We start from the raw sequence: 19295 nt of genomic DNA on the forward strand, positions 1-19295 counted from the left end.
TACTGGGTCGGGGGCTCGATCGTGGCCGGTCGCGCGCCCGAATCCCGTCACTAGACTGAGCCCATGAGCGAGCAGTCACCCGTTCCCAGCGTCCACCCCGCGACCCCGTCGATGCAGTCGCTGAAGCGGGTGCGGACCCGCCACTTCCAGGCCGCCAAGGAGGAGGGCTCCACCTTCACCGGCCTCACCAGCTACGACATGCTGACCGCGCAGATCTTCGACGAGGCGGGCATCGACTTCCTGCTCGTCGGCGACTCCGCCGGCAACAACGTCCTCGGCTACGACACCACCCTCCCGGTCACGGTCGACGAGCTCATCCCCCTCACCCGCGCGGTGGCGAAGGCCGTCAAGCGCGCGTTCGTCGTGGCCGACATGCCGTTCGGCTCGTACGAGACCGGCGCCCTCGAGGCGCTGCACACGGCCGTGCGCTTCATGAAGGAGACGGGCGCGCACGCGGTGAAGCTGGAGGGCGGCGAGCGCAGTGCCGACCAGATCCGGCGCATCGTGGATGCGGGCATCCCGGTCATGGCGCACATCGGCTTCACCCCGCAGAGCGAGCACGGCCTCGGCGGCCACCTGATCCAGGGCCGCGGCGACAGCGCCGAGCAGCTCCTCGCCGACGCGCACGCCGTCGAGGACGCCGGGGCGTTCGCCGTCGTGCTCGAGATGGTCCCGGCCGCCGTGGCGCAGCGGGTGACGCAGGAGCTGCGCATCCCGACCATCGGCGTCGGTGCGGGACCGCACGTGGACGGTCAGCTGCTCGTCTGGACGGACTGGGCCGGCTTCACCACCGGACGCGTCCCGAGCTTCGTCAAGCAGTACGCCGACCTCAAGAACGTGCTCGCCGGCGCTGCGGCCGCGTACAAGGCGGACGTGCAGGCCGGCACGTTCCCCGGCCCGGAGCACAGCTTCTAGAGCCGTCGGCCTCGCGGCCGGAGGGACGTGGAGCGGGAGCCGCCTAGCGGTTCTCCTCCGCGTCCTCCTCGGCCCACTTGGCGCTGTTCTCGCGCAGCTTCTCGAGCGCGTGCTCGGCCTCGACACGGGTGTCGAAGGGGCCGACGCGGTCGGGCGACGGCGAGAGGAATCCCTGCTCCACCGCGCCGGTCTTCATGTTGTACCAGTACTTGTGCTCCGCGTCCTGCGTGATGCCGTACTCGTTCTCACCGGTCATAAGCTTGATCCTATGCCCAAGGATTCCGCCGGTCATCTGATCCCCGGTCGTGTCAGCGCGATGCGTCCCGTCCCGTCGCACATCGCGCGCCCGGAGTACGTCGGCAAGCCGTCGCCCGCCCCGAACACCCGCGGCGACGTGTACACGCCGGACGAGATCGCGCTGATCCGGGAGTCGGGCCGGATCGCCGCGCAGGCGATCGCGCTCGTCGGCGAGGCCGTGCGCCCGGGGGTGACCACGGAGGAGCTGGACGCGATCGGGCACGAGTTCCTGATCGCCAACGACGCGTACCCCTCCACCCTCGGCTACCGGGGCTATCCGAAGTCGATCTGCAGCTCGGTCAACGAGGTCGTCTGCCACGGCATCCCGGACGACACGGTGATCGACGACGGCGACATCGTCAACATCGACATCACCGCTTACAAGAACGGCTTCCACGGCGACAGCAACCAGACCTTCATCGCGGGGACGGCGAGCGAGGAGGTCGCCCTGCTGGTCGAGCGCACCCGCGAGGCGTTGAACCGCGGCATCAAGGCGGTGGCGCCGGGCCGCCAGGTCAACGTGATCGGCCGGGCCATCGAGTCGTAGGCGAAGCGGTTCGGCTACGGGGTCGTGCGCGACTTCACCGGGCACGGCGTCGGGGCGACCTTCCACTCCGGGCTGATCATCCCCCACTACGACTCCGCGCCGGTCTACGACGACGTGATGGAGGTCGGGATGGTCTTCACCATCGAGCCGATGCTCACGCTCGGCACCCACGAGTGGGACATGTGGGCGGACGACTGGACGGTGGTCACGCGCGACCGCAGCATCACCGCCCAGTTCGAGCACACCCTGGTGGTCACCGAGCGCGGCGCCGAGGTGCTCACGCTCCCCTGACGGCCGTACCCGGTTCGACCACGGGCTCCGGGACGGGCTGCGCCGCCGGAACCGCCGCGGCACGCTTGGGACCGCCCGGGAGAACGAAAGCGATGGCGACGCCGAGCACAGTGACGCCGACCGCCACCCAGAACGCCGACTGGAACGCGCCGCCGAGCGTGGAACCGCCCAGCACCGCCGCCTGCAGCAGCACGGCGAAGATCGCGGTGCCGAACGAGCCGCCGAGCTGCTGCGCCGTACGGGTCAGGATGCTGGAGTGCGCGATCTGCTCGCCGCTCAGCCCCTGATACGACGCGACCATGAGCGGCATGGTCACGGCGCCCAGCCCGAAGCCGCGGACGAAGAGCGCGACGAGCAGCAGCGGGTCGGCCGAGGCGGGCAGCCCGAACGCGAACGGCACCGTCGAGACCGCGACGATGGCGAACCCGACGACGGTGATCCAGCGGGCGCCGATCCGGTCGATCAGGCGACCCGCAAGCGGCCGGCAGGCGAGCGTCCCGAGCCCCTGCGGCACGAGCAGGAGGCCCGCGCCGAGGGCGTCGGTGCCGCGCACCTGCTGGAAGAAGAGGGGCAGCAGGAGCATCGCACCGTAGAGCGCGACGCCGGAGAGGAAGAGGAGGGTGGAGGCGGACCAGACCGAGCGCACCTTCAGCAGCCGCACGTCCACGAGCGCGTCGCCACGGCGGTGCAGAGCCCAGAAGGCGAAGGCGGCGACGAGCGCAGCGCCGGCGACCAGCGGGATCCACGCGTCCAGGCGCGCGAACCCGCCGTCGAGGACGGAGTCCGACAGGCCGAGGAGCAGACCGGCCAGGCCGGGCACGAGCAGCAGCACGCCGACCACGTCGAGCCGGCGGCGCGGGTCGCGGCCGCGGTCGGCGGGGAGCATCCGCCAGGCCAGGATCAGCCCGGCCACGCAGAACGGGATGTTGACCCAGAAGATCCAGCGCCAGTCGCCGAGGGCGAGGATGGCCCCGCCGAGCACCGGCCCGAGGACGGGACCGGCCATCGCGGGCAGCCCGATGACGGCGGAGACGCGGCCGAGCTGCTTGCCGCCGGCGACCTCCATCACCATCGTGGTCATGACCGGCAGCATCAGGCCGCCGCCGACGCCCTGGAGCACCCGGAAGGCGATGAGGCTGTCCGCGTTCCAGGCGAGTCCGGAGAGCACGGAGCCGACCAGGAAGATGGCGAGGGCGACCATCCACACCCGCTTGCCGCCGAATCGCGCGAGGCACCAGGCCGACAGCGGGACCGTCGCCGCGAGGGCGAGCAGGTAGCCCGTCGTCACCCACTGGATGTGCGCGACATCGGTGTGCAGATCCGTCGCCAGCGAGTGGAGGGCGATGCTGAGGATGGTCGTGTCGAACACCACCGCCAGCGCGCCGACCACCAGCGCGGTCGCGGTGCGCACCACGGTTTTGTCGAGTTTCTCCGCTGCCATGGGCCCGGCTCCTTAAGATGCTTGCCTGTATCTAAGCGCCGACGATACGCCGATCCGATAAGATGCGCAAATGGACTCTAATTCGACTCCGGCCCGCCGTCGCCGTGGCGCGGAACTCGAGAGCGCCCTCCTCGACGCCGCCTGGGAGGAGCTCGACGCCAACGGCTACGTCGGCCTCACCATGGAGGCGGTCGCCGCCCGGGCCGGCACCAGCCGCCCGGTCATCGCGCGCCGCTGGCCGGGGCGCAGCGACCTCGCCGTGGCCGCGATCCGGCACCACTTCGACGACGACCCGATCGACGTGCCCGACCACGGCAGCCTCCGGGAGGACACCCTCGACCTCCTGCGCCAGTTCACGGAGCGCCGGAGCGGCCTGGTCGCCCTGATCATGCTGCGCTACTCCGGCATCCTCGGGGAGGCGGAGGGCGGCATCGCCGGACTGCGCGAGCGCCTGCTCTCCCCGGGCCCGTCGATGCTCGACACCATCCTGGATCGCGCCGACGCGCGCGGGGAGATCGACCGCAGCAGGATGCCGGAGCTGGTGGCCGGACTGCCGACCATGGCCCTGCGCCACGAGATGCTGATGACCCTCCGCCCGGCGGACGAGGCCAGCCTGGTCGCGATCGTCGACGACCTCTTCCTCCCCCTCGCCACGGCCACGCGCACGACTCCGGGAGCCGACCCGCGGTAGATTCGTGGGCATGAGCGGTCAGAAGCACGCAATCGGCATCGACATCGGCGGAACCGGCATCAAGGGAGGGCTGGTCGATCTCGAGACCGGCGAGCTCCTGAGCGACCGGATCAAGCTGCCCACCCCGGAGGGCGGCGAGCCGGACGGCATCGTCGAGGTCACCAAGAAGATCGTCGACCAGCTCGCGGCGGAGGAGCCGGACGCCCCGGTGGGCATCTGCTTCCCGGCCATCGTGAGCCACGGCGTGACCCTCTCGGCCGCGAACGTCTCCAAGAAGTGGATCGACCTGCACGCGGAGGACCTCTTCGAGAAGGCCCTCGGCCGCGACATCCACTTCGTCAACGACGCCGACGCCGCGGGCTACGCGGAGACCAGCTTCGGCGCCGCGAAGGGCAAGGACGGCCTGGTCATCATGACCACCCTCGGCACCGGGATCGGCTCGGCACTCATCTACGACGGCGTCCTCATCCCGAACGCCGAGCTGGGACACCTCGAGATCGACGGCCACGACGCCGAGTCCCGCGCCGCGTACTCGGCGAAGGAGCGCGAGGACATGAGCTGGGAGAAGTGGGCGAAGCGCCTCCAGAAGTACTACTCCACGCTCGAGTTCCTCTTCACCCCCGACCTGTTCATCGTCGGCGGCGGCGTCTCCAAGAACTACCAGGAGTTCCTGCCCCTCCTCGACCTCAAGACCCCGATCGTCCCGGCCGTGCACCGCAACAACGCGGGCATCCTCGGGGCCGCGGCGCTGGCGGTGAAGGGCTAGCGTCAGCAAGCCGCAAGGATTCCGCAGCGGGGCGTTAGGGATGCGTTAGGACCAGCGCCCCGCGGGGAACGCGGGTGTGGACTCTCTTCTGCCGCGACCGACCGGTCGCGGCATCCTCACGGATGGAGAGAGTCTTGCTGGACGTCGTCTACCTCCTCGGAGTGGTCGTGCTCGCGCTTGTCGTGGGCCTGGCCGGCCGGGGGGTCGAGAAGCTGTGATCGTGATCAATGTGGTCGCGGCGCTGCTCGCTGTCGCCGCGATCGCCTACCTGGTCGTCGCCCTCGTGAAGCCGGAGCGGTTCTGAGATGGGCTCCGACTCCATGACGGGCATCTGGCTGTTCGTCGCCCAGCTGGCGACGCTCGTGCTCCTGCTCGCCGTCGCCTACCGTCCTCTCGGGGACTACATGGCGCGCGTGTACACCTCCGACCGCGACCTCGCCGTCGAGCGCGGCGTCTACCGCCTCATCGGCGTGGACGCCCGTGCCGGCCAGACCTGGCCCGCCTATCTGCGCGGCGTGCTGGCGTTCTCGGTGATCGGCGTCCTGCTCGTCTACGCCCTCCAGCGCCTGCAGCAGTTCCTGCCGTACTCGCTGGGCATGCCGGCCGTCCCGGAGGGGACGTCGTTCAACACGGCGATCTCGTTCGTGACGAACACCAACTGGCAGTCCTACTCCCCCGACGCGACCCTCGGCTACACCGTGCAGTTCGCCGGCCTGGCCGTGCAGAACTTCGTGTCCGCCGCCGTCGGCATGGCGGTCGCCGTCGCCCTGGTGCGCGGCTTCGCCTCCCGCTCCAGCGGGACGATCGGCAACTTCTGGGTGGACATGCTGCGCGGCACCGTGCGCATCCTGCTGCCGCTGTCGCTCATCGCCGCGGTCGTGCTGATCATCGGCGGCGCGGCGCAGAACTTCAACGGCTTCGACCACGTGACGACCCTCACGGGCGCGGCGCAGTCCCTGCCGGGCGGGCCCGTCGCCTCGCAGGAGGCCATCAAGCTGCTCGGCACCAACGGCGGCGGGTTCTTCAACGCGAACTCGGCGCACCCGTTCGAGAACCCGACGGCCTGGACCAACCTGGTCGAGGTGCTGCTGATGCTCATCATCCCGTTCTCCCTGCCGCGCACCTTCGGCCGGATGGTCGGCGACAAGCGCCAGGGCTACGCGATCCTCGCGACGATGGCCACGCTGTTCGTCGTCTCGCTCATCGCCATGACGCTGTTCGAGGCGTCGAGCGGATCGATGGAGGGCAAGGAGACCGCGTTCGGCGTGCTCGGTTCGACGCTGTTCAACACCACCAGCACGACGACCTCCACCGGCGCCGTGAACTCCATGCTCGACAGCTACAGCCCGCTCGGCGGGATGATGGCGCTGATCAACATGATGCTGGGCGAGATCGTGCCCGGCGGTGTCGGATCGGGTCTCTACGGAATCCTCGTGATCGCGGTCATCGCGGTGTTCGTCGCGGGCCTCATGGTCGGCCGCACGCCGGAGTACCTGGGCAAGAAGCTCGGCCCGCGCGAGATCAAGCTGGCCAGCCTCTACATCCTGACCACGCCGACGCTCGTGCTCCTCGGCACCGGCCTGAGCTTCGCCATCCCCGCGGTGCGGGCGGACATCGAGAAGACGTCGATCCTGAACCCCGGACTGCACGGCTTCAGCGAGGTGCTCTACGCGTTCACCTCGGCCGCGAACAACAACGGATCGGCCTTCGCGGGCCTCACCGCGGCGACGCCCTGGCTCAACACGGCCCTCGGGGTCGCGATGTTCCTCGGCCGGTTCCTGCCGATCGTGTTCGTCCTCGCCCTCGCCGGCTCGCTCGCCCAGCAGGGCCGCGTCCCCGCGACCGCAGGCACCCTGCCCACCCACCGGCCGCAGTTCGTCGGCCTGATGATCGGCACCGTCCTGCTCGTCTCGGCACTCACCTATTTCCCCGTTCTCGCGCTGGGTCCCCTGGCGGAAGGGCTGCAGTAACACCATGACAACGCTCACACCACAACGCAGCGCCCGCGCTCCGAAGGAGAGTGCGACCAGGGCCGGCGCCTTCAGCGGCGCCCAGCTCGTCGCCGCGCTCCCCGGCGCATTGCGCAAGCTCGATCCGCGCCAGATGTGGCGCAACCCCGTCATGTTCATCGTCGAGGTCGGCGCCGCGCTGACGACCATCGTCGCCATCGCCCAGCCGTTCCTCGGCGCGGGCGGCACGGGACCGGCCACGCTCGCCTTCACCTGGAGCATCGCCGTCTGGCTCTGGCTCACCGTCGTCTTCGCCAACCTGGCGGAGTCGGTCGCGGAGGGCCGCGGCAAGGCGCAGGCCGCCACCCTGCGCTCCACCCGCTCCACCACGCTCGCCAACCGCGTCACCGGCTACGACGAGACCGCGGACCCGGATGCGGTGCGCGCCTCCGTCGCCGCGGTCGCGTCGAGCGATCTGGCGCTCGGCGACGTGGTGGTCGTCACGGCGGGCGAGCTCATCCCGGGCGACGGCGACGTGATCCGCGGCATCGCGACCGTGGACGAGTCGGCCATCACCGGCGAGTCGGCCCCCGTGGTGCGGGAGTCGGGCGGCGACCGCAGCGCCGTGACCGGCGGCACGCGCGTCCTCTCGGACCGCATCGTCGTGCGCATCACGTCGAAGCCGGGCGAGACCTTCGTCGACCGGATGATCGCGCTCGTCGAGGGCGCCTCGCGGCAGAAGACCCCGAACGAGGTCGCGCTGAACATCCTGCTCGCGAGCCTCTCGATCATCTTCGTGATCGTCGTGCTCGTGCTGCAGCCGGTCGCGGGCTACTCGGACGCCGCGCCGACCGTGCCCGTGCTGATCGCCCTGCTGGTGTGCCTCATCCCCACCACCATCGGCGCCCTCATCTCGGCCATCGGCATCGCCGGCATGGACCGCCTCGTGCAGCACAACGTGCTCGCGATGTCCGGGCGTGCGGTGGAGGCCGCGGGCGACGTGACCACGCTGCTGCTCGACAAGACGGGCACGATCACGTACGGCAACCGGCGTGCGAGCGAGTTCACCGCCGTCGGCGGCGCCGATCGCGACGCCCTCGTCCGGGCCGCCGCGCTCTCCTCCCTGAGCGATCCCACCCCCGAGGGCGTCTCGGTCGTGGAGCTCGCGGGGACGCTCGGCTACGAGCGCCCGACCGACGCCCGAGGGGAGATCGTGCCCTTCACCGCCCAGACGCGGATGAGCGGGCTCGACCTGCCGGACGGCTCGCAGGTGCGCAAGGGCGCGGCGAGCGCCATCGTGACCTGGGTCCGCGAGCAGGCGACGGAGGCCGGCACGGCCGCGCCGTCGACGAGCGCGCTCCACGAGCTGGACGCGGAGGTCGAGCGAATCTCGCAGATGGGCGGCACGCCGCTCGCCGTCGCGACCCGCGCCGCGGACGGCGTGGCCACGGTGCTCGGTGTGATCTACCTCAAGGACATCGTCAAGGAGGGCCTCGCCGAGCGGTTCGCCGATCTGCGCCGGATGGGCATCCGCACCGTCATGGTGACCGGTGACAACCCGCTGACCGCCAAGGCCATCGCGGCCGAGGCGGGCGTGGACGACTTCCTCGCCGAGGCGAAGCCCGAGGACAAGCTCGCGCTGATCCGCCGCGAGCAGGAGGGCGGGGCTCTGGTCGCGATGACCGGTGACGGCACGAACGACGCGCCCGCGCTCGCTCAGGCGGACGTCGGCGTGGCGATGAACACGGGCACGTCGGCGGCGAAGGAGGCCGGCAACATGGTCGACCTCGACTCCGACCCGACGAAGCTCATCGACATCGTCCGCATCGGCAAGCAGCTGCTGATCACCCGCGGCGCGCTGACCACGTTCTCGATCGCCAACGATGTCGCGAAGTACTTCGCGATCATCCCGGCGATGTTCGTGGCCGCGTTCCCCGGCCTGTCGGCGCTCAACATCATGGGGCTGCACTCCCCCGCCTCGGCCATCCTGTCCGCGGTGATCTTCAACGCGATCGTGATCGTCGCGCTGATCCCGCTGGCCCTGCGCGGGGTGCGCTACCGCCCGGCGGCGGCCTCGTCGCTGCTCGGCCGCAACCTGCTGATCTACGGCCTCGGCGGGATCATCGCCCCCTTCATCGGGATCAAGCTGATCGACCTCCTGGTCGCGCTGATCCCCGGATTCTGACAGACACGAAAGGTCGCACGACAATGAACCGCCTCCGCGGCGCCTGGCGCCAGTACTGGGTCGCCCTGCGCGCGATGATCGTCCTGACGGTCGCGCTCGGCATCGGCTACACCCTCGTCGTCACCGGGATCGGGCAGCTCGCGCTCCCGGCCCAGGCGAACGGCTCGATCATCTCGGTGGACGGGAAGCCCGTCGGCTCGGCCCTCATCGGGCAGAGCTTCACCGACAAGGACGGGAAGGCGCTGCCGCAGTGGTTCCAGTCCCGTCCGTCCGCGGCCGGCGACGGGTACGACGGCGCGTCGTCCTCCGGCAGCAACCTCGCCGCCTCCAACCCGGCCCAGCAGAAGGCCGTGAAGGAGCGCACCGAGGCGATCGAGAAGTCGGACGGCGTGCGCGCCGGCAGCATCCCGAGCGACGCCGTCACCGCCTCGGGCTCTGGGCTCGACCCGCACATCTCACCGGCCTACGCCCTGCTCCAGGTCGACCGCGTCGCCGCGGCTCGCGGCCTCTCCACCGACAGCGTGCGGAAGCTGGTCGAGTCTAGGATTCAGGGACGGGACCTCGGATACCTCGGGGACCCGACCGTGAACGTGCTCCAGCTCAACCTGGCCCTTTCGGAGATGGACAAGTAGACATGCCACGTGGCCGCCTGCGGGTGATGCTCGGAGCAGCGCCGGGCGTCGGCAAGACGTACGCGATGCTCGAAGAGGGCAAACGACTGCAGGCGCTCGGCAAGGATGTGGTGGTCGCGGTCGTGGAGACCCACGGCCGCGCCGCCACCGCCGCGATGCTCGACGGGCTGGAGGTCGTCCCCCGGCTGACCGTCGAGCATCGCGGCGTGCAGCTGACCGAGATGGACCTGGCGGCCGTGCTCGCCCGCGCCCCGCAGCTCGCGCTGGTGGACGAGCTCGCGCACACCGACGCCCCCGGCACGGCACACGCGAAGCGCTGGGAGGACGTCGACGCGATGCTCGACGCGGGCATCGACGTGATGTCGACGGTCAACATCCAGCACATCGAGTCGCTGAACGACGTGGTCGAGCAGATCACCGGCGTGCAGCAGCGCGAGACCATCCCGGACGCCGTGCTGCGCCGCGCCGACGTGATCGAGGTCATCGACCTCGCCCCGCAGGCGCTGCGCGACCGGCTCACCGAGGGCAACGTCTATCCCTCCTCCCGGATCGACGCCGCCCTCTCGAACTACTTCCGGCTCGGCAACCTCACCGCGCTGCGCGAGCTCGCCCTGCTCTGGCTGGCCGACGAGGTCGACAGCGCCCTGCAGAAGTACCGCGCCGAGCACGGCATCGCCGGCAAGTGGGAGGCCAGGGAGCGCGTCGTGGTCGCGCTCACCGGCGGCCCGGAGGGCGAGACCCTGCTGCGCCGCGGCGCGCGGATCGCCGCACGCTCGGCCGGCGGGGAGCTGCTCGCCGTGCACGTGACGAGCGAGGACGGGCTGCGCACCGGGGCGCCGGGCACCCTCGCCGCCCAGCGCGCCCTTGTGGAGCAGCTCGGCGGCAGCTACCACCAGGTGGTCGGCAGCGACATCCCGCGCGCCCTCGTCGAGTTCGCCCGCGGGGAGAACGCGACCCAGCTGGTCATCGGCGTCTCCCGCCGTAGCCGGCTCGCCGCGCTGCTCACCGGGCCCGGCATCGGCTCCACGGTGATCCGCGAGTCCGGCGACATCGACGTGCACATCGTCTCCCACTCGCGGGCGGGCGGGCGGTTCTCGCTCCCCCGGCCGCGCGGCGGCCTCACCGTGCGGCGGCGGGTGCTCGGCTTCGCGCTCGCCCTCGTCGGCGGGCCCCTCCTGACGCTGCTGCTCACGAGCGTCCGCTCCGGCGACTCCATGACCGCGGACGTGCTGAGCTACCAGCTGCTCGTGGTCATCGTCTCGCTCGTCGGCGGCATCTGGCCGGCGCTGTTCGCGGCGCTGCTCTCCGGCATCACGCTGGACTTCTTCTTCGTCGCCCCGCTCTACACGATCACGATCAACGAGCCGCTGCACCTGCTCGCGCTGGTGCTCTACGTCGTGATCGCCGCCCTCGTCAGCGTGGTCGTCGACCAGGCGGCCCGCCGTACCCGCACCGCGCAGCGCGCCGCGGCCGAGGCGGAGCTGCTGGCGACGATCGCGGGAGGCGTCATCCGCGGGCAGGACGCGCTGCAGGCCCTCGTCACCCGCACCCGCGAGGCGTTCGGGCTCACCGGTGTGCGCCTCCTGGACGGCGGCGAGGTGGTGTCGACCGACGGCGAGCCCGCCGACTCCGACCACACGCAGCGCCTCCCCGTCGGGACCCGCGGAACGCTCGAGCTCTCCGGCCGCGACCTGGAGGCGAGCGATCGCCGGCTGCTCGGCGCGATCGTCGCGCAGCTCGACGCCGCCCTGGAGCACCGCGACCTGTCGGCGACCGCCTCCGAGCTGGGGCCGCTCGCCGAGGCCGACCGGGTGCGCAGCGCCCTGCTCGCCGCCGTCGGCCACGACCTGCGACGCCCGCTCGCCGCCGCGACCGCGGCCGTCACCACCCTGCGCCAGGCGGACCTCGCCCTCAGCGAGACGGACCGGGAGGACCTGCTCGAGACCGCGGAGGACAGCCTCGCCGGCCTCGCAGGCCTGGTGACCAACCTCCTCGACGTGAGCCGCGTCGAAGCCGGCGTCCTGGGGGTCTCGATCGCGCCCACCGAGCTCGACGACGTGATCTCCCCCGCCCTCGACGAGCTGGGCGTCGGGCCCGCGGACGTCGAGCTGGACATCGCCCCGGAGCTGCCCCTGCTCGCCGCCGACGGCGTCCTCCTGCAACGGGTCGTGGTCAACCTCCTGGGCAACGCGCTGCGTTACAGCCCGGTCGGACAGCGCCCCGTGCTCGCCGGGAGCGAGTTCGGCGGCACCGTGCAGGTGCGCGTGATCGACCGCGGGCCCGGCATCCCCGGAGAACGCAGGGAGGCGGTCTTCCTGCCGTTCCAGCGCCTCGGCGACACCGACAACGACACCGGGATCGGTCTCGGCCTCGCCCTGTCGAAGGGCTTCGTCGAGGGGATGGGCGGCACGCTCGACGCCGAGGACACCCCCGGCGGCGGCCTGACGATGGTGGTGTCGCTCCCCGCGGCGACGGAAGGGACACGCGCGTGAAGATCCTGATCGCCGACGACGACCGGCAGATCCTGCGCGCCCTGCGCATCCTCCTGACCGCACGGGGGTACGAAGTGTTGACCGCGAGCACCGGCGCGGAGGCGCTGTCGGAGGCCGTGGAGCACCACCCCGACCTGGTCATGCTCGACCTCGGGATGCCGGAGCTCAACGGCATCGAGGTGATCGAGGGACTGCGCGGCTGGTCGACCGTCCCGATCCTCGTCGTCTCGGGCCGCACCGGCTCCGCCGACAAGGTCGACGCGCTCGACGCGGGCGCCGACGACTACGTGACCAAGCCCTTCGCTGCGGACGAGCTGCTCGCCCGCATCCGCGCGCTCACGCGGCGGCAGACCGGCGGCACCGACGAGCCCGTCGTGACGTTCGGCGGCGTGAGCGTCGACCTCGCGGCGCACCAGGTCACCCGCGCCACCGCCGAGGGGTCGGAGCACGTGCGCCTGACGCCGACCGAGTGGGCGATCCTGGAGGTGCTGCTCCGCAATCCTCGCCGGCTCGTCACCCGGCAGGCGCTGCTCACCCAGGTGTGGGGACCGCAGTACACGAGCGACACCGGCTATCTGCGGCTGTACCTCGCGCAGCTGCGCAAGAAGCTCGAACCGGAGCCCTCGCGCCCGCGCTTCCTGCTCACCGAGCCCGGGATGGGCTACCGGTTCTCGCCCGACGAGGACTGAGCCAGCTCGCCCAGGGCGCTGAGCGTCCGGCACGCGGGACGATCCGGGCGGAACGCTCCTCCATGCCGTGCTCCCCCTCGACCGGTGAATCCGTGTGCAGGGAATGGGCCGGCTAGTACGCCGGGTTCTGTCACGACACCGGAGTGTCGCGGACGGCCATCTCTCTCGGGGCGACGTTGCCGCCGCCCTCCAGCGGTCTACCCGGGGACTCGGCGAGCAGCCTCATCGTCCCCTGTCTGACCTTGCTCCGGGCGAGGTTTACCGAGCCGACCGGGTCACCCCGGCCGCTGGTGGTCTCTTACACCACCGTTTCACCCTGACCACCGGCCGAAACCGGTGGCGGTCTGCTTTCTGTTGCACTGTCTCGCGGGTTGCCCCGGGTGGGTGTTACCCACCACCCTGCTCTGTGGAGCCCGGACGTTCCTCGGCGGCCCGCTTGCGCGGACCGACGCGACCGTCTTGCCGACCCATTCCGCGGTCAACGATAGCGCAGGGCGTCTGTGCGCCCGGTCAGAGTCGGCTCAGAGCCCGGACTCCTCGTTGCGGATGAGGATGGCGCTGCTGTCGGGGCACAGCACGACGTCGTCGGCGGCGGCCCGGCGGATCTCGGCGAGGTCGGATTCGGTCAGCTTCACGTTGGAGCCCATCGACACGCCGCGCACGAGGAGCGCCGCTCCCAGGCCGTAGCGGGCGCGCTGGCGCTCGTACAGCGCGACGAGGTCCTCGGGGAGCGCCCCCGCGATGGTGTGCCGGTCGGCCGCGAGGGCCGTGCGCTGCACCGCGAGCTTCTCGGCCTCGGCGTCGCGCGCCGCCTCCAGCACCTCGGTGCGCGCGGTCAGCTCGGCGCGCTCGGCGTCGACCGCGGCGAGCGCCTTCTCGAGCCCCTCGACCCGCTCCATGACGGTCAGCTCGATCTCTTCGAGGTCGCCCTGACGCTTGGCCAGGGAGGCGAGCTCGGCCTCCAGGGCCTGCACGTCCTTGACGGAGGCGGTCTGCTGCACCCGGTCGTTGTCGCGCTTGATGCGCGCCTCGACGACCGCGACGTCGGACTCGATGCGCTTCAGCTCGGTGCGGGCGTCCTCCAGCTCTCCGGTCGCGGTGATCCAGCGCGCGCGGAGGGACTCGATCTCGGGCTGCAGGGCGGCGAGCTCCTTCACCTGCGGCAGCGTGGTGACGGCGTGGTCGAGCTGCGCGAGGCGGGTGTCGGCGGACTGCAGGCGCAGCAGTTCGTTCTGGTCGGCGGGGCTGGCTTTCACGTGTGGTGCTCCATCTTCGTGGGTGACGGTCTCTCCAGGGCTACTGGAGGATGGCGAAGTCCCAGGGGTCCGTGCGCAGGTCGCTCACGGCGACCTCCACTCCCGGGAGGGCGGCGCGCAGCTGGTCGGCGGCGGTGTCGAGCCAGAGCCATTCGCTCGCCCAGTGGGAGACGTCGAGCAGCGCGGGGCCGCCGCCGAGGATCGCCTGCTCCCGCGCTTCGGAGGCGGGGTGGTGGCGCAGATCGGCGGTGATGTAGACGTCGGCCGATCGGACGGGGTCCGAGCCGAGCAGGGAGTCCCCCGCTCCCCCGCAGACGGCGACCCGGGAGACGGGCTGGTGGTAGTCGCCGGCGGCGCGCACGCCTCCGGCGGTGGGCGGCAGGAGGTCGGCGAGCGCGCGAGCGAGGGCGCCGAGCGTTGTCGGCTCCGGCAGGGTGCCGACGCGGCCGATGCCGGTGACGCCGTCGGGGGCGGGCGAGATCGGCGCGGTGCCGGTGAGGCCGAGGCGCGCGGCGAGCACGGCGCTGGTCCCGTCGGCGACGACGTCGGCGTTGGTGTGCGCCGCGATGAGCGCGCAGCCCCCGCGGATCAGGCGCGCCAGGAGCGCGCCCTTGTAACGGTCCTCGGCGACGCTCGTCACCCCGCGCAGGAGGAGCGGGTGGTGCGCGAGCAGGAGGTCGGCGCCGGTGTCGACGGCCTCGTCGACCGTGGCGGCGACGACGTCCACGGCGAGCAGGATGCGCTCGACCGGAGCGGCCGGGTCGCCCGACAGCAGACCGGGGGCGTCCCAGCCCTCGGCGCCGGAGAGCGGCCAGAGTCCCTCGACGGTCTCGCGGACGGAACGGAGGGTGTGCTGCACGGGATAGAGCCTACGGGATCAGGCCGCGCCCTGCTCCTGGCGCCGGACCGCCCGGGAGCCCGCGACGAGCGGTGTGAGCAGCCCGAGCGCCAGCGCGACGATGACGCCGATGTTGCTCGCGCCGATGCCCGCCTGCGGGTCGATGCCGAGGAGGCGGAACAGGTACCCCTCCCACGCCAGCCACGGCAGGTCCGAGCTCACGAGACCGAGCCCGATGACCGACGCCGCCACCAGCATCCCGAGGTTCAGCCAGCGCCAGTCCGGATAGACGCCGCCGGAGACGAGGAGCGACGGCTGGTGGAAGCGGCGCACCCGCAGCATGGTCTCGGCGCCGAACAGCCCGGTCCACGCCGCGACGGGGACCGAGAGCGCGGTGGGCACGCCCCGCACCACGCTGTCGAGGTCGGTGACGGTCAGCGCCAGGACGATCCCGGCGAGCGCGATCGGACCGCCGGCGGCGACGGTGCTCCAGCGTCGGCCGATGCGCACGCCGAGCGCGTCGAGCGTGAATCCGGCGGAGTACATGGTGAGCACGAGGGCCGAGATGAGGCTGAGCCCGACCGCGAGGAGCAGGGGGACCGGGTACCAGCCCGGCAGGCCGAGGCGCACGAAGCCGGCGACGGGGTCGCTCGCGAGCTGCTCCGCGAGCCCGGGATGCGACGCCGCGAGGAGGCCGCCGTACGACACGAGCACGAACGGCGGGACGGCCGCGCCGAAAGTCGCCCAGAGCATCGCCGCTCCCCCCGACGATCCCGGGCGCTGGTAGCGCGCGACCTCCGCGCTGCTCATCGCCCACGCCAGGCCGAGGTAGCTGAAGACGAGCACGGCCCCCGTCACGACGTGGGTCCAGAGGGCGTCCGGCACGGCGAGCGCCCGCGCCAGGTCGACGTGCCGCCAGGTCGCCGCGACCAGCACCGCGATGAGCAGCGCGGACGCGACCGTGAGGACGAGCTGCACGCGGGCGACGAGCGCGTAGCCGTAGAACGCGATCACACCGGCGACCAGGATCGCCACGAGCAGGGCGACGGCGGTCGGAGTGGCGCGGCCCTGCGCCCATCCCCCGGACACCGCCAGCGACCCCGCGGCGGATCCCGCGAGCCAGAGCAGCACGGACCCCCAGAAGAGCTTCGTGATGAGCGCGAGCACGGTCGGGATCACGTTGCCGCGCACGCCGAACGTGGCGCGGGAGACCACCATCGTCGGCTGTCCGCTCCACTTGCCGGCGAGCGTCCCGAGCCCGAGCGGGAGGAACGACAGCGCCACGCCGACCAGCGTCGCCACGAGCAGCTGGCGCAGGCTGAGGCCGAGCGTGAACAGCGTGGCCCCGACCCCGAGCGAGATGAGGGACGACGTGCCCGCGAACCACAGCCAGAACATCCGCGCCGCACGGCCGACGCGCCGGTCGATCGGGGTCGGCTCGAGGTCCGCCTCCTCCGGTTCGAACAGCGGGGCGGCGACCGGCTCGGCCCCCAGCAGCACCGTTTCGTCCACGGCCACTCGGGGGGACGAGCGCGGCGTCGGCGCGGTCCCCCGCACGTCGTCGGCGTCGTCGTGGAGGTCCGTGTCGATGTGGTCGGAGGGCGCGTCGATCGGTCCGAGGTGGTGCGTGATGACGGGACCGGTCCCGGGCAGCGGCAGCAGCACGGGGGCCATCGCGATCACCGGCACGATCGGCGGCGCGGGCTCAGCCGGCGCGTCCCGGGGCGCGGTCGGCGGTTCCTCCGTGATGAGCGGAACCGGCTGCGAGTCCCGCGGTGCCAGTTCGGGAACGACGTACGACAGCGGCTCCGCGCGCGTGGGGGCAGGAGCGACGGGCACCCGTCCGGGCGCGGGAGGCTCGGGTGCGGGAGGCTCGGGTGCGGGAGGCTCGGGTGCGGGAGGCTCGGGAACGACAGGCGGCGACGCAGGAGTCTGGGGCGCGGGCGGCTGGGGCGCGGCCGCCCCCACCCAGGCGCTGAACGTCGGCTGCGGCCCCTCCATCCGCCGACGCACCGGGAGGTCCTCGAAGCTGATCGCCTGGGTCGGCGGCCCCACCCACTCCTCGTCCTCCGGCGCAGGCTCCGACGGCGACGACTCCGGCAGCGCAGGCCCCGGTCGCGACGGCTCCGGGACCGGCTCCGCCGGGGGAACCGGCGACGGCTCGACGGCGACCACGGGGATGGCCATGGTGATGCGCGCCACCTCCTCCTCGAGGGCGGTGGCGAGCTCGTCGTCGCTGTGACGCTCGCCGCCGGGGCCGGTCTCCATGTCGAAAGACTACGACTCGCGCCCCACGGGGGTCAGGGGTGACCGAACGGAAGTACCATCGACTCGATGAGCGAGACGATCCCGACCCCGTACGAAGACCTGCTGCGCGACGTCCTCGCGAACGGCAGCCGCAAGTCGGACCGCACCGGGACGGGCACGCGCAGCGTGTTCGGCCGGCAGCTGCGCTTCGACCTCGCCGAGGGCTTCCCCCTCATCACGACCAAGCGCGTGCACTTCAAGTCGATCGCGTACGAGCTGCTCTGGTTCCTCCGCGGCGAGAGCAACGTCGGCTGGCTGCGCGAGAACGGCGTGACCATCTGGGACGAGTGGGCGGACGAGCGCGGTGAGCTCGGCCCGGTCTACGGCGTCCAGTGGCGCTCCTGGCCGGCGCCGGACGGCTCGCACATCGACCAGATCCAGCAGGTGGTCGACACGCTCCGCAGCGACCCGGACTCCCGCCGCATCATCGTCTCGGCCTGGAACGTCGCCGACATCCCGAGCATGGCGCTCGCGCCGTGCCACGCCTTCTTCCAGTTCTACGTCGCCGACGGCAAGCTCTCCTGCCAGCTCTACCAGCGCAGCGCGGACATGTTCCTCGGCGTCCCCTTCAACATCGCGAGCTACGCCCTGCTGACGCTGATGGTCGCGCAGCAGGTCGGCCTCGAGCCCGGCGAGTTCGTCTGGACGGGCGGAGACTGCCACATCTACGACAACCACGTCGAGCAGGTGGAGGAGCAGCTCTCGCGGGACCCGTATCCCGCACCCGCCCTGCGCTTCGACCGCGCGCCCGAGAGCATCTTCGACTACCGCTACGACGACTTCGTCATCGAGGGCTACCAGCACCACCCGGCCATCCGCGCCGCCGTGGCCGTCTGACCCCGGCATGGCACTCGCACTCATCTGGGCCGAGGCCCACGACAGCGTGATCGGCGCCGACGGCGGCATCCCGTGGCACCTCTCCGAGGACATGCGGCACTTCCGCGAGCTCACCGCGGGGTCGCCCGTCGTCATGGGGCGGCGCACCTGGGACTCGCTGCCCGAGCGGTTCCGTCCGCTGCCCGGGCGCACGAACATCGTCGTGACCCGGCAGGCGGACTGGTCGGCACCCGGTGCGGAGGTCGCGCACAGCGTGGAGGACGCGCTCGCCCGGGCGGGCGCCGCCGAGACGGTGTGGGTGATGGGCGGCGCTCAGCTCTACGCGGCGGCCCTCCCCCTCGCCGACCGGGTGGAGGTCACCGAGGTCGACCTGGACGTCGCCGGCGACACCCGCGCGCCCGAACTGGGCGACGGATGGACGGTCCGCGCCGGCGAGTGGCTCGAGTCGGCCTCCGGGCTGCGCTACCGGTTCACGACCTACCTCAGGTGAGGCCCGCGACGAGGTTCACCGTCGTCGCGAGGATGACCGACCCGAACAGGTAGGACAGCAGGGTGTGCCGGAGGATCGCCATCCGGATGTACGAGCTGCTGATGTTCGTGTCGGAGACCTGGAACGTCATCCCGAGCGTGAACGCCAGGTAGGCGAAGTCGCTGTAGCGCGGCGGCTCCTTCTGGTTGAAGTCGATCCCGCCGTCCTTGCGGTAGTACATGCGGGCGTAGCGCAGCGTGTAGACGGTGTGGACGAGCGCCCAGGAGAGCCCGACGCTCAGCACGGCGAGCAGCGCCACGAGCAGTTGCGGCGCCCCCTTCAACTGCCGCGCGTCCACGACGATGTAGACGACCGCCACGACGGAGGCGACGGAGGCCGCGAGCAGGATCCAGTCGCTGACGCGACGGCCCGGGTCCTCCAGGGTCGCGTGGCTGCGGGTCTGCTCGCCGTCGAGCCGCCAGACCTTCGCCCACACCCACACGATGTAGACGATGCACGCGCCCGCCCAGCCCGCGATCACCGCGTAGTGCCACGCGTCGAGCAGGCCGACGACGACGCCGGTCAGCACACCCACGCCGAGGGCCACGAACATCCTCGGGCGCGACAGGGCGCGTCCCTTCTGCACTTCGTCGGTCACACTCAGGATGTTCGCACACGCTGTCGCCGCGTCGC

17 protein-coding genes, 1 other RNA gene and 1 pseudogene are annotated in these 19295 nt (G+C 71.7%); 12 read left to right on the forward strand and 7 right to left on the reverse strand.

Annotated elements, in window-relative coordinates; genetic code table 11:
• Positions 1 to 63 precede the first annotated feature (63 nt).
• Entirely contained in the window at positions 64 to 915 is an 852-nt protein-coding gene (panB, locus tag BGO91_RS08030) for a 3-methyl-2-oxobutanoate hydroxymethyltransferase (protein WP_290472253.1), read from the forward strand.
• 43 nt (positions 916 to 958) lie between these two features.
• On the opposite strand, the gene BGO91_RS08035 is transcribed toward panB, so the two are convergent.
• Positions 959 to 1171 (reverse strand): SPOR domain-containing protein, encoded by a 213-nt coding sequence (locus tag BGO91_RS08035; RefSeq protein WP_290472254.1) that lies wholly within the window; start codon positions 1169 to 1171, stop codon positions 959 to 961.
• A 12-nt stretch (positions 1172 to 1183) separates the two neighbouring features.
• Here BGO91_RS08035 and map point away from each other — a divergent pair.
• Positions 1184 to 2050, forward strand: a pseudogene (gene map / locus BGO91_RS08040) (type I methionyl aminopeptidase).
• Here map and BGO91_RS08045 read toward each other — a convergent pair.
• Complete coding sequence (locus BGO91_RS08045) at positions 2037 to 3491, reverse strand: MDR family MFS transporter (RefSeq protein ID WP_290472255.1); 1455 nt, start codon at positions 3489 to 3491, stop codon at positions 2037 to 2039. The pseudogene map and the gene BGO91_RS08045 sit on opposite strands and share 14 nt — an antisense overlap.
• Positions 3492 to 3561: 70 nt before the next feature.
• On the opposite strand from BGO91_RS08045, the gene BGO91_RS08050 reads away from it, so the two are divergent.
• The 8 genes from BGO91_RS08050 (at position 3562) to BGO91_RS08085 (ending at position 12895) form a co-directional block, all read left to right on the forward strand.
• Positions 3562 to 4182 (forward strand): TetR/AcrR family transcriptional regulator, encoded by a 621-nt coding sequence (locus tag BGO91_RS08050; protein WP_290472256.1) that lies wholly within the window; start codon positions 3562 to 3564, stop codon positions 4180 to 4182.
• A gap of 10 nt (positions 4183 to 4192) precedes the next feature.
• A complete protein-coding gene (gene ppgK / locus BGO91_RS08055; RefSeq protein ID WP_290472257.1) occupies positions 4193 to 4948 on the forward strand; it encodes a polyphosphate--glucose phosphotransferase in 756 nt (251 codons plus the stop codon).
• 214 nt (positions 4949 to 5162) lie between these two features.
• Positions 5163 to 5252: a potassium-transporting ATPase subunit F gene (locus BGO91_RS08060; RefSeq protein ID WP_290472258.1), complete on the forward strand. Its 90-nt coding sequence runs from the start codon at positions 5163 to 5165 to the stop codon at positions 5250 to 5252.
• Between the two features lies 1 nt (position 5253).
• Entirely contained in the window at positions 5254 to 6918 is a 1665-nt protein-coding gene (gene kdpA / locus BGO91_RS08065; RefSeq protein ID WP_290472259.1) for a potassium-transporting ATPase subunit KdpA, read from the forward strand.
• Positions 6919 to 6922: 4 nt separating this feature from the next.
• Positions 6923 to 9082: a potassium-transporting ATPase subunit KdpB gene (kdpB, locus tag BGO91_RS08070; RefSeq protein WP_290472260.1), complete on the forward strand. Its 2160-nt coding sequence runs from the start codon at positions 6923 to 6925 to the stop codon at positions 9080 to 9082.
• Positions 9083 to 9105: 23 nt separating this feature from the next.
• Positions 9106 to 9714 carry a potassium-transporting ATPase subunit KdpC gene (gene kdpC, locus BGO91_RS08075; protein ID WP_290472261.1) on the forward strand — a complete coding sequence of 203 codons (609 nt, stop codon included), beginning with the start codon at positions 9106 to 9108 and terminating at the stop codon, positions 9712 to 9714.
• Positions 9715 to 9716: 2 nt separating this feature from the next.
• Positions 9717 to 12206: a DUF4118 domain-containing protein gene (locus tag BGO91_RS08080; protein ID WP_290472262.1), complete on the forward strand. Its 2490-nt coding sequence runs from the start codon at positions 9717 to 9719 to the stop codon at positions 12204 to 12206.
• Entirely contained in the window at positions 12203 to 12895 is a 693-nt protein-coding gene (locus BGO91_RS08085) for a response regulator (RefSeq protein ID WP_290472263.1), read from the forward strand. Before BGO91_RS08080 ends, BGO91_RS08085 begins: the two co-directional genes overlap by 4 nt.
• A gap of 100 nt (positions 12896 to 12995) precedes the next feature.
• On the opposite strand, the gene rnpB is transcribed toward BGO91_RS08085, so the two are convergent.
• The 4 genes from rnpB to BGO91_RS08105 all read right to left on the reverse strand — a co-directional run bounded on the left by rnpB (position 12996) and on the right by BGO91_RS08105 (position 17257).
• Positions 12996 to 13365, reverse strand: an RNA gene (gene rnpB / locus BGO91_RS08090) — RNase P RNA component class A.
• A gap of 51 nt (positions 13366 to 13416) precedes the next feature.
• Positions 13417 to 14151, reverse strand: coding sequence for a hypothetical protein (locus BGO91_RS08095; protein WP_290472264.1), 735 nt, complete (start codon positions 14149 to 14151; stop codon positions 13417 to 13419).
• 40 nt (positions 14152 to 14191) lie between these two features.
• Complete coding sequence (locus tag BGO91_RS08100; RefSeq protein WP_290472265.1) at positions 14192 to 15010, reverse strand: Nif3-like dinuclear metal center hexameric protein; 819 nt, start codon at positions 15008 to 15010, stop codon at positions 14192 to 14194.
• Between the two features lie 18 nt (positions 15011 to 15028).
• On the reverse strand, positions 15029 to 17257 hold the full coding sequence (locus tag BGO91_RS08105) for a cytosine permease (protein ID WP_290472266.1): 2229 nt from the start codon (positions 17255 to 17257) through the stop codon (positions 15029 to 15031).
• Positions 17258 to 17323: 66 nt separating this feature from the next.
• Between BGO91_RS08105 and BGO91_RS08110 the strand changes: the two genes are divergently transcribed.
• Entirely contained in the window at positions 17324 to 18133 is an 810-nt protein-coding gene (locus tag BGO91_RS08110; protein ID WP_290472267.1) for a thymidylate synthase, read from the forward strand.
• 7 nt (positions 18134 to 18140) lie between these two features.
• Positions 18141 to 18623, forward strand: coding sequence for a dihydrofolate reductase (locus BGO91_RS08115; protein WP_290472268.1), 483 nt, complete (start codon positions 18141 to 18143; stop codon positions 18621 to 18623).
• On the opposite strand, the gene BGO91_RS08120 is transcribed toward BGO91_RS08115, so the two are convergent.
• On the reverse strand, positions 18616 to 19260 hold the full coding sequence (locus tag BGO91_RS08120; protein ID WP_290472269.1) for a DUF1345 domain-containing protein: 645 nt from the start codon (positions 19258 to 19260) through the stop codon (positions 18616 to 18618). The genes BGO91_RS08115 and BGO91_RS08120 overlap by 8 nt on opposite strands.
• Between the last annotated feature and the right edge of the window lie 35 nt (positions 19261 to 19295).

This window comes from Leifsonia sp. 71-9 (assembly GCF_001898805.1).
GTDB lineage: Bacteria > Actinomycetota > Actinomycetes > Actinomycetales > Microbacteriaceae > Leifsonia.

Coding starts and splice junctions, on each gene's coding strand:
- panB (WP_290472253.1), top strand. CDS start 64: ATGAGCGAGCAGTCACCCGTTCCCAGCGTCCACCCCGCGACCCCGTCG.
- BGO91_RS08035 (WP_290472254.1), bottom strand. CDS start 1,171: ATGACCGGTGAGAACGAGTACGGCATCACGCAGGACGCGGAGCACAAG.
- BGO91_RS08045 (WP_290472255.1), bottom strand. CDS start 3,491: ATGGCAGCGGAGAAACTCGACAAAACCGTGGTGCGCACCGCGACCGCG.
- BGO91_RS08050 (WP_290472256.1), top strand. CDS start 3,562: ATGGACTCTAATTCGACTCCGGCCCGCCGTCGCCGTGGCGCGGAACTC.
- ppgK (WP_290472257.1), top strand. CDS start 4,193: ATGAGCGGTCAGAAGCACGCAATCGGCATCGACATCGGCGGAACCGGC.
- kdpA (WP_290472259.1), top strand. CDS start 5,254: ATGGGCTCCGACTCCATGACGGGCATCTGGCTGTTCGTCGCCCAGCTG.
- kdpB (WP_290472260.1), top strand. CDS start 6,923: ATGACAACGCTCACACCACAACGCAGCGCCCGCGCTCCGAAGGAGAGT.
- kdpC (WP_290472261.1), top strand. CDS start 9,106: ATGAACCGCCTCCGCGGCGCCTGGCGCCAGTACTGGGTCGCCCTGCGC.
- BGO91_RS08080 (WP_290472262.1), top strand. CDS start 9,717: ATGCCACGTGGCCGCCTGCGGGTGATGCTCGGAGCAGCGCCGGGCGTC.
- BGO91_RS08105 (WP_290472266.1), bottom strand. CDS start 17,257: ATGGAGACCGGCCCCGGCGGCGAGCGTCACAGCGACGACGAGCTCGCC.
- BGO91_RS08110 (WP_290472267.1), top strand. CDS start 17,324: ATGAGCGAGACGATCCCGACCCCGTACGAAGACCTGCTGCGCGACGTC.
- BGO91_RS08115 (WP_290472268.1), top strand. CDS start 18,141: ATGGCACTCGCACTCATCTGGGCCGAGGCCCACGACAGCGTGATCGGC.